The following is a 15,033-nucleotide window of genomic DNA, read 5'->3' on the forward strand; positions in this document are numbered from 1 at the left end:
CGTAGCATGGATTGGGGCGCGGATCACGCGGTGGTGACGATCCCGTCGACGACGGTGACGGGCCATGCCGTCAGTTGCTGGCCGACGCAGGGGCCGCCGACGCAGCGGCCATCCGCAATCGTAAACAGCGCACCGTGCCAGTTGCAGGCGATGAGGTCGCCCGCGGGGGTGAGATAGTCGTCGAGCGTCTGGGTCAGGGGCACGCCGGCATGCGGGCAGCGATCGAGATAGCCGACGACGCCATCGCCCTGCCGCACGACGAAACCGTGAAAGCGGCCGGCGCGCATCTGGAGCACAAAGTTGCGCGCCTTGCCGTCGGCGATGTCGGTCAGCGGGGCGAGCGCGACGCCGGCGGGAGTGGTGGAGAGGCGTTCGGTCACGCGTCCGCGTCGGGCTGGCGGCTGGGGTGGGCGGCTTCCGCCAGATCCGCGGTGCGCGCGGCGGCGGCGACCATGCGCGGGTAGGGTGTGGTGTCCACGCCGAACCGCTCGGCCGAATAGAGCGCGGGGACCGCGATGCAATCGGCGAGCGTGGGGGTGTCGCCGTAGCAGAAGGTGCCGCCGTGACGCTCCGCAAGCGCCTCGAACGCCGCGAACCCCAGCCCCATCCAATGCGCCATCCAGGCGTTGACCTGCGTATCGCTCGCGCCGAAATCCTGGCGCAGCGCCTTCAGCGTGCGCAGATTGTGGAGCGGGTGGACGTCGGTGGCGATCGTCGCGACCATCGCGCGGACGATGGCGCGGCCGTTGGCATCGGCGGGCAGCAGGGCGGGGGTGGGGAAGCGATCCTCCAGCCATTCGAGGATCGCGACGCTCTGCGTCAGGATCAGGCCGTCGACCTCCAGCGCGGGCACCAGTCGCTGCGGGTTTAGCGCGGCATAATCGGGATCGGTGTGGCCCCCGGTGCGCAGGTCATGGTTGACCTGTTCGTAGGCGATGCCCTTCAGCGCCAGCGCGATCCGTACGCGATAGGCGGCGCCCGAGCGCCAATAGCCGTGCAGGATCATGCCATTGGGTCCTTGGGCAGCAGGGCCTTCGGAAAGTCGTTCCACACCGCGTCGTAATCGAGCTGCGCGTGGTCGAGCGCGTAAGTCGTCGGGCGATAGGGCCAGCAGCTTTCGAGCATGAACGCCATCGTGCCGTCGATCTTGTGCGGCTTCAGGTCCGCCGCCGATGCGCCCTGCCAGCTCGCGACATCGGGGCCGTGGCCGGCCATCAGATTGTGCAGCGAAATGCCGCCGGGCGAGAAACCGTCCGCCTTGGCGTCATAGGCGCCGGTGATCAGGCCCATCGCCTCGCTCATCACGTTGCGGTGGAACCAGGGCGGGCGGAACGTATCCTCCGCCACCATCCAGCGCGGGGGGAAGATCACGAAGTCCGCATTGGCGCGGCCGGGCACGTCGCTGGGCGAGGTGAGGACGGTGAAGATCGACGGATCGGGATGGTCGAAGCTGACCGTGTTGATCGTGTTGAAGTGCGACAGGTCGTAGCGCCACGGAGCGAGATTGCCGTGCCATGCCACCACGTCGAGTGGGCTGTGGTCGAGCGTCATCGTCCACAGCGATCCCATGAACTTCTGGATCACCTCGGTGGGTTCGTCGCGATCCTCGAACCACGCGACGGGCGTTTCGAAGTCGCGCGGGTTGGCGAGGCCGTTGGCGCCGATCGGGCCGAGATCGGGCAGGCGGAACAAGCTGCCGTGGTTCTCACAGACATAGCCGCGGGCCGCGCCGTCGGGCAGCAGCGCGCGGAAGCGGACGCCGCGGGGGATCAATGCGATCTGGCCGGGCGCGACGTCGAGGCGGCCGAGTTCGGTCAACAGCTGCAGGCGGCCGGCCTGGGGCACGAACAGCAGCTCGCCGTCGGCATCCATGAACACACGGGCGCTCATGTCGGCATTGGCGGCGTAGACGTGCATCGCGACGCCTTCGAGGTCCGCCGGATGACGGTTGGCGAGCATCGTCGTCATGCCGTCGATCAGGTCGGTGCCGGCGGGCGAATCGGCAATCGGGTTCCAGCGCAGGCGGTTCGGCGCTAGCGGCGCGTCGTCGGTGCCGGGGGCGAAGCGCTTCGCGCCGTCGTAGCGGGTGTAGGGCGGATGCTCCGCGGTCGGACGCATGCGGTACAGCCACGAGCGGCGGTTCTCGTGACGAGGCGCGGTGAAGGCGGTGCCGCTGAGCTGTTCGGCGTAAAGGCCAAAGGCGGGGCGCTGCGGCGAATTACGACCGATCGGCAGCGCGCCGGGCACGGCCTCGGTCGCGATATGGTTGCCGAAGCCGGGGATATAGTCGCTGCGGGGGTGGTGGTCGGTCATTGTTCTGGCGTCCTCTCCTGTTTCCACCACCCCGGTGTCGTACCGCGTCGTCGCCTGCCCCACATCCTTCGTCACTCCGGACGTGTTCCGGAGTCCACTGATCCGCGCGGGAAAGGTAAGAGGCTCCGGCCCTCCCCTCGCCGCGCGGTGGACCCCGGAACGAGTCCGGGGTGACGGAGTGGATGGGGAGGGGTTGACCCGATCCCATCCGCCGTGCCGGCCGGTCGACGGCGGCGCTTTCGCGCCGCACCGCGAACGAAGCTAAAGCTTCGTTCTTGGTCAGGCGTCGACCGTGATGACGCCGCGGCGAATCTGATCAAGCTCGATCGACTCGTACAGCGCCTGGAAATTGCCGTTGCCGAAGCCTTCGTTGCCCTTGCGCTGGATGATCTCGAAGAAGATCGGGCCGACCATCGTTTCGGTGAAGATCTGGAGCAGCAAGCCTTCCTCGCCGACGTTGCCGTCGATCAGGATGCGGTTCTGGCGCAGGCGTTCCAGGTCTTCGCCATGGCCGGGCACGCGCTTGTCGACGAGTTCGTAATAGGTCTCGATCGTGTCCTGCAGTTTGACGCCGCGCGAGCGCAGCTTTTCGACGGTGGTGTAGATGTCGTCGGTGGTCAGTGCGAGGTGCTGGATGCCTTCGCCGTTATAATCGCGGATGAATTCCTCGATCTGGCTCTTGTCGTCCTGGCTCTCGTTCAAGGGGATGCGGATCGCGCGATCGGGGGCGATCATCGCCTGGCTGAACAGGCCGGTCGCCTTGCCCTTGATGTCGAAATACTTCTGCTCTTCGAAGCCGAAGATCTGGCCGTAAAAGGCCGACCAGGTGCGCATCTGGCCGCGGCGCACGTTGTGCGTCAGGTGGTCGAGCAGGTCGAGGCCGACGTTGTTTTCGGCTTCTGCCTCCGCCGCGCCGGGCACCTGATCCCAATCGTCGTAGACGCTGCCGTCGGCGCCATGGCGATCGACGAGGTACAGCAGCGAACCGCCGATGCCTTCCAGCGCCGGAATGCCATCGAGCGACTGGCCGGCGGGGGCGGGCTTGGCGCCGCGCGCGATCGCCGCGTCATAAGCGGCCTGCGCGTCCTGCACCCGGAATGCCATCGCGCTCGCCGACGGGCCGTGCGCCGCGCGGAAATCGGCGGCGTGGCCGCTGTCTTCGCGGTTGATCAGCAGGTTGATGCGGCCCTGCTTGTAACGGGTGATGGCGCGCGTCTTGTGCGTCGAGGCGGGGACGAAGCCCAGCGCCTCGAACTGCTTGGCCAGCGCATCCGGATCGGGCGAGGTGAATTCGCAGAATTCGAAGCCGTCGAGCCCCATCGGGTTGACGTCGATATGGTCGTCGGTCTGGGCGGCATCGGTCATCAGTCTGGCCTTCCGAGATGGTATCATCCGTTACCAAACCCTGCGACATTGCCAATCTGGTGTCAACTGATACGAATGCGGCATGGCCGACCCATGCCCAGCCTCGTCGCCCGCGCCATCGTTGGTTTTGGCCGATTTTATTCCGTACCGGCTGTCGGTGACGTCCAACCTGGTCAGCGATTCGATTGCGCGGACCTATGAGGCGCTGTTTGGGCTGACGATTCCGGAATGGCGGCTGATCGCGGTGATCGCGGAAACGGGCGGCATCACGCAGCAGGCGATCGGCCGGGCCACGCGGATGGACAAGGTGACGGTCAGCCGCGCGGCGATCGCGCTGGTCGACCGGGGATTGCTCGACCGGCGCGGCAATCCGGAAGACCGGCGGTCGCACCTGCTCGACCTGACCGATGCCGGGCGCGACCTGTATGCGGTGGTGGCACCCAAGGCGCTGGACCTCGAAAGCCGCATCTTTTCGCAATTCCCCGCCGACGACGTCGCGCGGTTCATGGAGATGCTGCGCCGGGTCGAGGCGGTGACGCTGGCGCTCGACACCTGATCGCATCCTGCAGCGCGTTCCCACATCGCGGACACCGCTCTGGCACATTCGTGCGACAATTGGCGTTTACGCGCCGGCCGGTCGCCACAGGGACGGCGGCGGGTAAGAGGGACAAGCGAATCATGCGGATCGTTGCGGCGATGATGGTGGCGGCAAGCTGGCCGGCGATGGCGCTGGCGCAAGAGGTGCCGGCGCCCGCGCAGGCCCCCGCGCCCGCTCCGACGCCAAATCCGACGACGCCTGCCCCCGCGGCAGCGACCGTCCAGGCCGCGCCCACGACCCCGGCGGCAGCACCCGCCGCCCCGGCGGAAGAGGACAGCGAAGAGGGCGATATCGTCGTCACCGGCCGCAAGCCGGTGGGCTCCGTCGTCGGCGACATTCCCGCCGAACAGACGCTGAGCCCCGCCGACGTGCGCAGCTATGGCGTCAGCAGCGTGTCCGATCTGCTCACCGAACTGGGGCCGCAGACGCAGAGCGGCGCGGGCGGACCGCCGGTGGTGCTGCTCGACGGGCATCGCATTTCGGGCTTCCAGGAAATCCGCGACATCCCGACCGAGGCGATCCTGCGCGTCGATATCCTGCCCGAAGAGGTCGCGCTGAAATACGGCTATACCGCCGATCAGAAGGTGGTGAATTTCGTGCTGCGCCGCCGCTTCCGCGCGACGACGGTCGAGCTGGCCGACAAGGGCGCGACCGAAGGCGGCAGCAACACGCCGCAGGGCGAGCTGGACCTGCTGACCATCCGCCAGGGCGCGCGGCTGAACATTCACAGCAAATATCAGCAGACGTCGGCGCTGACCGAATCGGAACGCGACATCACCGCCGCGTCGACCGAAGGCCAGACCAACAATTTCGACCAGCGGCCGTATCGCACATTGGTGCCGTTCAGCCGCAGCTTCGGCACCAACGCGACCTATGCCAAGACGATCGGCGAGGACATCAACGCCTCGATCAACGGCGAGATCGCCGCGACGCAGAGCACCGGCCAGTTCGGACTGCCGCTCGACGGCACAGGTACGCCGGTCAGCGGCGATCCGCTGCGCCAGCAGACCAACGGCGTCACCGGGCACCTCGGCACCAGCTTCAACGGGCGGCTGAGCCCACGCTGGCTGTGGACGGTAACGGGATCGTTCGACCGCGCCGATACGCGCACGATCGGTGACACGGTCGCCGGCCGCGGCACCAACCGCGCGCATTCGGTGTCCAATGCCGGCGATCTGGAGGCGCTGGTCAACGGGCCGCTGTTCACACTGCCCGCGGGCGACGTGACGACGGCGGTGCGCGTCGGCGCGCAGACCAGCCAGTTCACCAGCAACTCGCTGCGCGCAGGCCTGGTCAGCGGCGGCCGGGTCTCGCGCGATCAGGCGAACGCGCGCGTCAACATCGACCTGCCGATCGCCAGCAAATCGCGCGCCGTGCTGCCGTTCCTCGGCAATCTGTCGATCAACGGCAATGCGGCGGTCAACCAGCTGTCCGACTTCGGCACGCTGACCGCCTATGGCTATGGCGTGAACTGGGCGCCGATCAACGCGATCCGCGTCATCGGGTCGATCAACCAGCAGGATGTCGCGCCGACCGCGCAGCAGCTGGGCAACCCGACGGTCGTGACGCCGAACGTGCGCGTCTTCGACTATGTGCAGGGTCAGACGGTGACGGTGACGACGATCAGCGGCGGCAACCCCGGCTTGCGCGACAGCAGCCGGCGGGTGACGAAGCTCGGCGTGACGCTCAGGCCGCTCGACCAGACCGACCTGACGATCATCGGTAATTATACGAAGCAGGATACGCGCAACCCGATCCAGGGCTTCCCGTCGCCGACCGCGGTGATCGAGGCGGCCTTCCCCGATCGCTTCACCCGCGATGCGGACGGCGAGCTGACCCGGCTCGACACGCGGCCGGTCAACTTCGCCCGATCCGAAAGCTCGGAATTCCGCTGGGGGATCAACTTCTCCAAGCCGATCAAGTCGAAGGTTCAGAAGCAGATCGAGGCATTCCGTGCCGGCACCGGACCCAATCCATTCGCGGGCCTGCGTTTCCCGGGTGCGGACGGACGGCGACGGGGCGGCGGCGGTGACGGCGCCGGTCCGGGTCGGGGCGCAGGCGCCCCACCGGCGGGCGGCGACCAAGCTGCGACGCAGGGGACCAGCGGGCAGGCGGGTGACGGTTCCGGAGCGCGCCCGAACCAGCAAGCCGATGGTGGCGACCGGCCGCGGGGTGGCTTCGGTGGTCCGGGTGGCGGCGGTCGCGGCTTCGGCGGCGGCGGGTTCGGGGGACGTGGCGGCGCCGGTGGCGGTCGCGTCCAATTCGCCTTCTATCACACCTGGCATCTGGTCGAACGGCGGACGATCGCCAACGGCGGACCGGTGCTCGACCTGCTCAACGGCGATACGCTGGGGTCGAACGGTGGCCAGCCGCGCCACGAATTCCAGGGGCAGGCCGGCTATTCCAACAACGGCATCGGCGTGCGCCTGTCGGCCAATTACGCCACCGGCACGCGGGTGAATGGCGGCACCGCGGCGAACCCGCAGACGCTCAACTTCTCGGGCCTCGCAACCGCGGACTTGCGCATCTTTGCCGATCTGGGGCAGCAGCTCAGCCTGGTGAAGGCGCATCCGTGGATCCGCGGCACCCGCGTCACCTTCTCGGTGAGCAACATCTTCAACAGTCGCCAGCGTGTGACCGATGCGACCGGGGTGACGCCGATCAGCTACCAGCCCGATTATCAGGACCCGATCGGGCGGACGGTGCGGCTGTCGTTGCGCAAGCTGTTCTTCTAAAGGCCCAGCCGGCGGGCGAGCCATTCCGCCGCCTGGTCGGGGGTCTGCTTGTCGGCGTCCCGGTCGACGCGATAATTAGCCTCGCGCATCGCGGTGACGGATATGCGGCCGACCAGCGGCTGGAGCGCCGCGACGAACGCCGCGTCCTTAGCGCGGCGCGGGGCAACGAGCAGCAGCGCGTCGTAGCTGGGAATGGCGTTCTTCGGATCGGTGAGGACGGTCAGCCCGTCCGCGGCGATCCGGCCATCCGAGGAGAATGCGGAGATAGCGTCCGCCTCGCCGCTCGCCAGCGCGCGGTACATGAATGTTGGTGCGTAGGACTTGGTCGCAGCGAAGCGCAACGGGTAGGCGCGGCGGACCGCCGCCCATTCGGGCCGTTCGAGGAATTCGAGGTCGCTGCCGAGCTTGAGGGAGGGCGCGGCGGCGACGAGGTCGGTCAGGCTGGTGATCCCCCGCGCCTTGGCGTCCGCTCCCCGCATCGCGAAGGCATAAGCGTTTTCGAAGCCCAACGGGCCGACCAGGCGTACGCCGCTGCTGGCTTGCGCCCAGCGGCCGATCGCGGCGACCATTGCGCGGCGATCGGGCACGTCGCTGCGGCGCATCTGGCCGTTCCACAGCGTGCCGGCATAATCGACGTAGACGTCGACATCGTTGCCGGCCAGCGCGCCATAGACGACCGCCGAGCCGAGGCCGTCACGATAGCGGACCGTATAGCCGGCGCGGGTCAGCCGGTCGCCGATCAGCCGGGCGAGAATATATTGCTCGGAGAAATTCTTGGCGCCGATCGTCACGACCTTCGTGTCAGTGCGTTGCCACAGCGGCGCGGTGGCGAGCGCGAGGCCGGCGACGAGCGCGATCAGCGCGCCGATCCACAGTGGCCGGCGGCGGTGCGCGATGCCGCGCTCGATCAGGCCGATGAGCGCGTCGGTGACGAGCGCCAGCCCGGCGGCGGCGATGCAGCCCGCCAGCACCAGCGCCCAGTTCTGCGTCTGTAGACCCGCGAAGATCATGTCGCCGAGGCTGGGCTGGCCGACCGTCGTCGAGAGCGTCGCCGCGCCGATCGTCCATACTGCGGCGGTGCGGATGCCCGCGACCAGCACCGGCAACGCGAGCGGCGCTTCGACCAGGCGCAGCTTTTGCGCGGGCGTCATGCCGACCGCATCCGCCGCCTGGGTGACGGCGGGGTCGATGCCGACGAGCCCGGCGACGCCGTTGCGGATGATCGGCAGCAGCGCATAGAGCGTCAGCGCGATCAGCGACGGCAGGAAGCCGAGCGCCGGGATACCGCCGCCGACCACCCCCGACAGCCACAGCAGCAATGGGTAGAAGAGCGCGAGCAGAGCGAGCGCCGGGATCGTCTGGATCAGGCTGGCGAGCCCAAGGATCGCGGTGCCGATCCGTGGACGGCGCGCGGCGAGGATGGCGAGCGGCAGGCTGATCGCGATGCCGAGCGCCAGCGCCGCGGCCGACAGAAGGACGTGCTGGGCGAGCAGCGGGGGCACGCGGCCGAGCGCGGCGACGAGGGCGTTCATCGTGCCATCTCGCGCAGCCGTTCGGCCTGATCGCGCGGCACCGCGACCAGCGCCTGTGCGGTCTCGCCGCCTTCGCCGCGCAGCAGCTGTGCGGGGGTGGCATCCGCGACGAGCTTGCCCGCCTGCATGACCAGCACGCGGTCGGCGAGCAGCAAGGCTTCGGCCATGTCGTGCGTGACGAGGATCGTGGTGAGGCTGAGCCGGTCGTGCAGCGCGCGAATCTCCTGCCCCAGCGCATCGCGCGTCACCGGGTCGAGCGCGCCGAACGCTTCGTCGAGCAGCAGCAATTTGGCACCCGGCGCAAGGGCACGGGCAATGGCGACGCGCTGTCGCTGCCCGCCCGACAGTGCGTCGGGCCTGCGGCAGGCGAGTTCGCGCGGCAAGGCGACGAGGTCGAGCAGCGCAGGCACGTCGACGGGCGGCCCGCCGGCGATGCGCGGGCCGATTGCGATATTCTCCGCGACGGTCATGTGCGGGAACAGGCCGATCGACTGGAAGACATAGCCGATGCTCCGTCGCAGCGCCGGCGCGGGGCGGGAGGCGACGTCGGCATCGTCGATCAGGACGCGGCCGTCGCTCGGCTCGACCAGACGGTTGACGGTCTTGAGCAAGGTCGACTTGCCGGAGCCGGAGGCGCCGACGAGCGCGACGAACTGACCCGCAGGGATCGTCGCTGAAACGCCATCGACCGCGACCGTGTCGTCGAACCTCTTGGTCACGGCATCGAAGCGGAGCGATTCTGCTGGCATCGGGGCCGACGATGCGGGATGCCTGATGCAAAGTCCAATAGGGAGAGCGAGATGGGCGAGCGGAAGGCGATCTTCATCACCGGTGGCGGATCGGGTATCGGCCGCGCGGTCGGGCGGCTGTTCGCGAGCCGCGGCTGGCTGGTCGGCGTGGCCGACGTCAATGCGGGCGGCCTTGCCGAGACGCTGGCGGCGCTGCCGGGCGAGGGGCACCAGAGCTATGTGATGGACGTGCGGGATCGCGATGCGTGGACGGCAAGCCTCGACGGCTTCACGCGCATCAGCGGCGGGCGGCTCGACGTCTTGTTCAACAATGCCGGTATCGGCACGGGCGGGCCGATCGCGACCGCCAGCTTCGATGAGATCGACCGGACGGTGGCGATCAACTTCACCGGCGTGCTCAACGGCGCGCGGATCGGGCATGCGTATCTGGCAAGGACTCCGGGATCGGTGCTGCTCAACACCTCGTCGGCGTCGGGCATCTATGGCTCATCGGGCCTTGCGACCTATTCGGCGACCAAGTTCGCGGTGCGGGGATTGAGCGAGGCGCTGGACGGCGAATGGTCGGCGGAGGGCATCAAGGTGCGCTGCCTGTTGCCGAGCTTCATCGAAACGCCGTTGCTGAATGGCGTATCCTCGGGCAGCAATCGCACCATCCGCGAAAGCGTGACCGGCGCGGGGCTGGAGCTGACGCCGGTCGACGTGGTCGCAGAGGCCGCGTGGAAGGCGGTGCATGGCGACGCGGTCCACACCTATGTCGGCAAGACCGCGGAACGGATGCGCTTCGCCGCGCGCTGGATGCCGGGATCGCTGCGCAAGCGGATGCGGCGGGCGATGCGCTGATGGTTGGGTTGGCGCGCTGCGCATCCTTTCCGTCACCCCGGGCTTGACCCGGGGTCCCGCTGTTTCGCGGCGTGGCCGAAGAAGCGGGACCTAGGCTCTTCGTCCGGGGTGACGGAGTGGCGCGATTCGTTACTCGTCGACGATCGCGTCGATCGCCTCGGCCATGTCGATGTCGCGGTGGCTGAGGCCGCCGGCGTCATGGGTGGTCAGCAGGATTTCGACGCGATTGTAGACGTTCTTCCATTCCGGATGGTGGTTCGCCTTTTCCGCCATCAGCGCGACCTGCGTCATGAAGCCGAACGCCTCGACGAAATCGGCGAATACCAGGCTGCGGGTGATCGCGTCGCGAGCCTCGTCATAATCCCATTCGGGCAGGCCATCGAGCGCATCGGCGCGGTCGGTTTCGCTGAGAGCCTCGATCATCCGGTCTTCCTTGCTGGAGGGCGTGGCGCCGGGGTATGGCCGATATCATGGCGCTGCAAGAATCTTATAGACAAGATGCTTTTGGCGCGGCGCCGGACGCCGACGCGATCGAGGGGATCGCCCGCGACACGATCGCGCGGCTGCCCGCGGCGTTCGCGCAGCATCTGGGCGATGTCGTCCTGATCGTCGAGGAAGAGGCGGATGACGAGACGCTCGCCGCGCTCGGCCTCGACCACCCGCTCGATCTGACCGGCCTGTATCACGGCCGACCGATCGGCGAGAAATCGTCGATGGAATCGGGGGCGCTGCCCGATCGCATCCATCTGTATCGGCAGGCGATCCTGGCCGAATGGGTGGAGACGGGCGTGCGGCTCGACGATCTCGTCCGCCATGTGACGATCCATGAGATCGGCCATCATTTCGGCCTGTCCGACGACGATATGCATGCGCTGGAAGAGGCGGCCGCGGATTGAGCCTCCTGCGGTTCGAGGATGTCGGCTGTCAGCGCGGCGGGCGGCTGCTGTTTGCGGGGATCGGCTTTGCGCTGGCGGCGGGCGGGGCCTTGTGCGTCACCGGACCCAATGGCGTCGGCAAGTCGAGCCTGATCCGCATCGCTGCCGGCCTGCTGCGGCCCGTCGAGGGCGCGGTGACGCGCGAGGGCGACGTCGCCTTATTGAGCGAGGCGCATGCGCTGGACCCGGAGCGGCCGCTGGCGCTGGCGCTGCGCTATTGGATCGGCGCGCGGGCGGAGGCGGCGCTGGCGGCGGTCGGGCTGGCCGAGGCGGCGGCGGTGCCGGTGCGGCTGTTGTCGACCGGGCAGCGGCGCCGCGCGGGATTGGCACGGGTCATCGGAACCGAGGCGCCGATTTGGCTGCTCGACGAGCCGGCGAACGGGCTGGACGTGGCGGGGATCGCGTTGCTGGAGGCGGCGGTCGCGGATCATCGCGCGAAGGGCGGCATTGCGGTGGTGGCGACGCATCTGCCGCTGGCGCTGCCGGGCGCGCAGATGCTGGCGCTGGGCTGATGCGTGTGTCCGCGATCATCCTGCGTGACCTGCGGCGAGCGTGGACGGGCGGCGGGTTGCTGTGGCCGGTCGCCTTTTTCCTGCTCGTCGCGACGCTGTTCCCCTTTGCGGTCGGGCCGGATGCGGCGCTGATCGGGCGGATCGGCGGCGGCGTGATCTGGGCGGCGGCACTGCTCGCGGCGCTGCTGCCGGTCGAGCGGCTGGTTGCGCCCGATGTCGAGGCGGGGGTGATCGATCAATATGCGGTGCGGGGCGTGCCGCTGGCGCTGGTCGCCTTCGCCAAGACGGTCGCGCACTGGCTGGGCTTCGCGCCGCCGTTGATGCTGGCGGCGGTGATCGCAGCCGGTCTGTTCGATCTGCCGGCGGCGACCCTGCTGCGCGTCGAGGCGGGATTGCTGGTGGGAACGCCGGGCCTCGCCGCTCTGGCGGTCGCGACATCGGCGTTGGTGACGGGCCTGCGCGGAGGGGGTGGGGTCGCAGGCCTCGTCATGCTGCCGCTCGCAATCCCGCTGCTGATCTTCGGCGCGGGATCGCTCGACTCTGGGGTGGGGGCGCTGAAGCTGCTCGGCGCGGTCAGCCTGTTGCTGACGGCGGGCGCCCCCTGGATCGCCGCTGCGGCGATCCGAGCAGGGATGGACTAAGGCAAGATCAGCCCTGGTTGTTGTCCGATGCATAGACCATCGCGGCCGCAGTTCCCGTTGCCGGTTTCAAGTGAAACCATTCAGGCCGGTCGATCGCGGTCAGAAATGCCAGTACCGTCAGGCCGAACATCAGCAGCGCTAGTCTGCCCCACAGCGGATTGGGAGGGCTGTCGTCGGTGTTGGTCTTGGCGATATCGTCGTCAAGCTGCATGATAAGCCTCTCTGTCTGCCGAAGCTGAGATATAGGCACATCAAGTCTTCTGATCGACGAGCGTTCCGTTACGTTTTCTTGCTGCGTCGCACCATGGCGATGGGGCGACGCATTTCGGCCGGTGAAGCGAGGTCTACCGGCTCCAGCGCGCCCAGATTGCGGTCGGCAGCGTCAGGCCGCGGGCCTCTTCGCGCACGCCGAGTTCGCCCGCCTCCACCTTCCCCGGCAGATCGGCGAACAGCTGGCGCATCAGCTCCTGCAGCGCCAGTGCCGACATGCGCACGGCATAGACGGTGAGGAACAGGAAGCGGCTGTCGGCATCGAGCAGGCGGCGGCAATCGGCCAGCAGGCGAGGCAGGTCTTCCTCCAGCCGCCACACTTCGCCTTCCGGCCCGCGGCCGTATTTGGGCGGATCGAGCAGGATGCCGTCGTAGCGGCGGTTGCGGCGCACCTCACGCGCGACGAATTTCGCCGCATCGTCGATGATCCAGCGGACCGGCGCGTCGCCCATCCCCGACAAGGCGGCATTGGCGCGCGCAGCCTCGACCGATTTCTTGGAAGCATCGACATGCACCATCTTCGCGCCCGCCGTTGCCATCGCCAGCGTGCCGACGCCGGTATAGCCGAACAGGTTCATGCATTCGGGCTGGTCCATGTCCGCGATCTGTTCGCGCATCCAGCTCCACACCGGCGCCATGTCGGGGAAGAAGCCCAGATGGCGGAAGGGCGTGGTCTGCGCGGTGAAGCGCACCTCGTTCCACTTCAGCGGCCAGCCTTCGCGCGGCACGGGTTCGGCAAAGACCCAGCGACCGCCGCCGTCCTCGTCGCTGGCGGGCAGGAACTCGCCCTGCGCCTTCCAATTCTCTGACGCGGGTGCCCACATCGCCTGCGGTTCGGGGCGGATGAAGCGGAAGCGGCCGTACCGCTCCAGCTTGCGGCCGTTCCCCGAATCGACCAGGCCATAGTCGGCCCAGGGTTCGCCGATCAGCGTCTGGAGCGTCATGCGCGGGGGCGCGCCCGCTCGGCGATATAGGCCGTCACCGCCTCGAACGTGCCGGGCAGATGGGCGCAACGCTCTTCGCGATCGAACAGGTCGCCGACGCGGGCCGGCAGCTCAGGACGCTGGCCGGTCGCACGCTCCACCGCATCGCCGAACTTGGCGGGGTGGGCGGTGGCGAGCGTCACCATCGGCGCATCGCCCGCCTGCGCGCGCGCGGCAGCCAGGGCGATGGCGGTGTGCGGGTCGACGATCTGGCCCGCGGCGTCATGCGCCCAGCGCATCGCAAGGGTCATGTCGTCCAGATCGACGCGGGCGCTGGCGAATAGCGACGCGCCGGTCTGCTGCGCATTGCTGAGCCGCATCGCGCCGCTCGATTCGAAGCCACGCATCTGGTCGGCCAGCGCGCCGCCGTCGCGACCGCCGAGGTCGAACAGCAGGCGTTCGAAATTGGAGCTGACCTGGATGTCCATCGACGGCGTCGGCGTCTGCTGGACAATGCCCTTGCTGTAATCGCCCGCCGACAGCGCGCGGTGCAGGATGTCATTGACGTTGGTCGCGACGATCAGCTTCGCGACCGGCAGGCCCATCTTCGCCGCCACATAGCCGGCAAAGACGTCGCCGAAATTGCCGGTCGGCACCGAAAAGGCGACGGCGCGATCGGGCGCGCCGAGGCGGACCGCGGCGTAGAAATAATAGACCACCTGCGCCATCAGGCGTGCCCAGTTGATCGAATTGACCGCCGACAGATGGAAACGGCCCGAGAAACCGGGATCGTTGAACATGGCCTTCACCAGCGCCTGCGCGGTGTCGAAGTCGCCGTCGATCGCGATGTTATGGACGTTGGGGGCAAGCACCGTCGTCATCTGGCGGCGCTGCACGTCGCTGACCCGGCCCTGCGGGTGGAGCATGAAGATATCGACCCCGGCACGCCCCGCCAGCGCATCGATCGCCGCCGATCCGGTGTCGCCGCTGGTCGCGCCAACGATGGTCAGATGGTCGCTGCTGCCCTTGAGGAAGCGTTCGAACAGCAGGCCGAGCAGCTGCAAGGCCACGTCCTTGAACGCGAGCGTCGGGCCGTGGAACAGTTCGAGCAGCCACTGGTCGTGGTCGAGCTGGACGAGCGGCGTGACCGCGGCATGCGCGAAACGGCCATAGGCCTGGGCGCAGAGCTCTTTCAGCTCGGCCGGCGTCAGCGCGTCGCCGATGAAGGGCGTCATCACCGCGACCGCCGTGTCGACATAGGACAGGCCGGCGAGGTCCGCGATCTGCTCGCGCGTGAAGCTCGGCCACGCGTCGGGCAGGTACAGGCCGCCGTCCGACGCCAGGCCGGCGAGGGTGACGTCGCGGAAATCGAGGGCGGGGGCGGCCCCGCGGGTGCTGACGTAGCGCATGGCGGCTGGGTAGCGGCGCGGGCGCGACGGGGCAACGGCGGGTTTTCTTGGGCGTGGTGCGGCTGGGCTATCGGCGTGCGAACGCGGCGGCGGCGTGCCGATTCGCGGCGATTCGGGCGCGGAAGTGGACGAAGTGGACGGTACGTAAGTGTCGAAATCGCCCACCGGCCCGGTGCCGGAGGGCACGGGGGCGGCAAAGCGACGGTCGGAC

The 15,033-nt window shown here is 68.4% G+C and carries 16 protein-coding genes; 6 read left to right on the top strand and 10 right to left on the bottom strand.

Going from position 1 to position 15,033, the window contains the following annotated elements; translation table 11 throughout:
• Nucleotides 1-23: 23 nt before the first annotated feature.
• From ACP690_RS01940 to hppD, 4 genes are all read right to left on the bottom strand, one after another.
• On the bottom strand, nt 24-380 hold the full coding sequence (locus tag ACP690_RS01940) for a Rieske (2Fe-2S) protein (protein ID WP_426259965.1): 357 nt from the start codon (nt 378-380) through the stop codon (nt 24-26).
• The gene (gene maiA / locus ACP690_RS01945) at nt 377-1,006 is read right to left on the bottom strand and encodes a maleylacetoacetate isomerase (RefSeq protein WP_147036457.1); all 630 of its coding nucleotides are present in this window, start codon (nt 1,004-1,006) and stop codon (nt 377-379) included. Before maiA ends, ACP690_RS01940 begins: the two co-directional genes overlap by 4 nt.
• On the bottom strand, nt 1,003-2,313 hold the full coding sequence (hmgA, locus tag ACP690_RS01950) for a homogentisate 1,2-dioxygenase (protein WP_426259966.1): 1,311 nt from the start codon (nt 2,311-2,313) through the stop codon (nt 1,003-1,005). Before hmgA ends, maiA begins: the two co-directional genes overlap by 4 nt.
• A gap of 279 nt (nt 2,314-2,592) precedes the next feature.
• Entirely contained in the window at nt 2,593-3,678 is a 1,086-nt protein-coding gene (gene hppD / locus ACP690_RS01955) for a 4-hydroxyphenylpyruvate dioxygenase (protein WP_294217748.1), read from the bottom strand.
• 82 nt (nt 3,679-3,760) lie between these two features.
• On the opposite strand from hppD, the gene ACP690_RS01960 reads away from it, so the two are divergent.
• Both ACP690_RS01960 and ACP690_RS01965 read left to right on the top strand, forming a co-directional pair.
• The gene (locus ACP690_RS01960; RefSeq protein WP_172436182.1) at nt 3,761-4,234 is read left to right on the top strand and encodes a MarR family winged helix-turn-helix transcriptional regulator; all 474 of its coding nucleotides are present in this window, start codon (nt 3,761-3,763) and stop codon (nt 4,232-4,234) included.
• Between the two features lie 122 nt (nt 4,235-4,356).
• Nucleotides 4,357-7,011: a TonB-dependent receptor gene (locus ACP690_RS01965; protein WP_426259967.1), complete on the top strand. Its 2,655-nt coding sequence runs from the start codon at nt 4,357-4,359 to the stop codon at nt 7,009-7,011.
• Here ACP690_RS01965 and ACP690_RS01970 read toward each other — a convergent pair.
• Both ACP690_RS01970 and ACP690_RS01975 read right to left on the bottom strand, forming a co-directional pair.
• Nucleotides 7,008-8,543 carry an ABC transporter permease/substrate-binding protein gene (locus ACP690_RS01970; RefSeq protein WP_426259968.1) on the bottom strand — a complete coding sequence of 512 codons (1,536 nt, stop codon included), beginning with the start codon at nt 8,541-8,543 and terminating at the stop codon, nt 7,008-7,010. The genes ACP690_RS01965 and ACP690_RS01970 overlap by 4 nt on opposite strands.
• The gene (locus ACP690_RS01975; protein ID WP_426259969.1) at nt 8,540-9,292 is read right to left on the bottom strand and encodes an ATP-binding cassette domain-containing protein; all 753 of its coding nucleotides are present in this window, start codon (nt 9,290-9,292) and stop codon (nt 8,540-8,542) included. Before ACP690_RS01975 ends, ACP690_RS01970 begins: the two co-directional genes overlap by 4 nt.
• 51 nt (nt 9,293-9,343) lie before the next feature.
• Here ACP690_RS01975 and ACP690_RS01980 point away from each other — a divergent pair, with 51 nt between their 5' ends.
• On the top strand, nt 9,344-10,132 hold the full coding sequence (locus ACP690_RS01980) for an SDR family oxidoreductase (RefSeq protein ID WP_426259970.1): 789 nt from the start codon (nt 9,344-9,346) through the stop codon (nt 10,130-10,132).
• A gap of 129 nt (nt 10,133-10,261) precedes the next feature.
• Here the strand turns inward: ACP690_RS01980 and ACP690_RS01985 are convergent, their stop codons facing one another.
• On the bottom strand, nt 10,262-10,555 hold the full coding sequence (locus tag ACP690_RS01985) for a 4a-hydroxytetrahydrobiopterin dehydratase (protein ID WP_017980223.1): 294 nt from the start codon (nt 10,553-10,555) through the stop codon (nt 10,262-10,264).
• A 35-nt stretch (nt 10,556-10,590) separates the two neighbouring features.
• Here ACP690_RS01985 and ACP690_RS01990 point away from each other — a divergent pair, with 35 nt between their 5' ends.
• Genes ACP690_RS01990 through ACP690_RS02000 form a run of 3 tightly spaced genes read left to right on the top strand, consistent with a single transcriptional unit; the run spans nt 10,591 to nt 12,220 of the window.
• Nucleotides 10,591-11,028, top strand: coding sequence for a metallopeptidase family protein (locus ACP690_RS01990; protein ID WP_426259971.1), 438 nt, complete (start codon nt 10,591-10,593; stop codon nt 11,026-11,028).
• Nucleotides 11,025-11,579 carry a heme ABC exporter ATP-binding protein CcmA gene (gene ccmA, locus ACP690_RS01995; protein ID WP_426259972.1) on the top strand — a complete coding sequence of 185 codons (555 nt, stop codon included), beginning with the start codon at nt 11,025-11,027 and terminating at the stop codon, nt 11,577-11,579. The genes ACP690_RS01990 and ccmA overlap by 4 nt, the downstream gene beginning before the upstream one ends.
• The gene (locus ACP690_RS02000; protein ID WP_426259973.1) at nt 11,579-12,220 is read left to right on the top strand and encodes a heme exporter protein CcmB; all 642 of its coding nucleotides are present in this window, start codon (nt 11,579-11,581) and stop codon (nt 12,218-12,220) included. Before ccmA ends, ACP690_RS02000 begins: the two co-directional genes overlap by 1 nt.
• Before the next feature lie 7 nt (nt 12,221-12,227).
• Here the strand turns inward: ACP690_RS02000 and ACP690_RS02005 are convergent, their stop codons facing one another.
• The 3 genes from ACP690_RS02005 to thrC form a co-directional block, all read right to left on the bottom strand.
• Nucleotides 12,228-12,431: a hypothetical protein gene (locus tag ACP690_RS02005; RefSeq protein WP_043061132.1), complete on the bottom strand. Its 204-nt coding sequence runs from the start codon at nt 12,429-12,431 to the stop codon at nt 12,228-12,230.
• 133 nt (nt 12,432-12,564) lie between these two features.
• Complete coding sequence (locus ACP690_RS02010) at nt 12,565-13,434, bottom strand: class I SAM-dependent methyltransferase (RefSeq protein ID WP_426259974.1); 870 nt, start codon at nt 13,432-13,434, stop codon at nt 12,565-12,567.
• Nucleotides 13,431-14,822: a threonine synthase gene (gene thrC, locus ACP690_RS02015; protein ID WP_426260024.1), complete on the bottom strand. Its 1,392-nt coding sequence runs from the start codon at nt 14,820-14,822 to the stop codon at nt 13,431-13,433. Before thrC ends, ACP690_RS02010 begins: the two co-directional genes overlap by 4 nt.
• Nucleotides 14,823-15,033 lie beyond the last annotated feature (211 nt).

Source organism: Sphingomonas sp. DC4900, from assembly GCF_049896485.1.
Taxonomy (GTDB): Bacteria; Pseudomonadota; Alphaproteobacteria; order Sphingomonadales; family Sphingomonadaceae; genus Sphingomonas; species Sphingomonas aquatilis.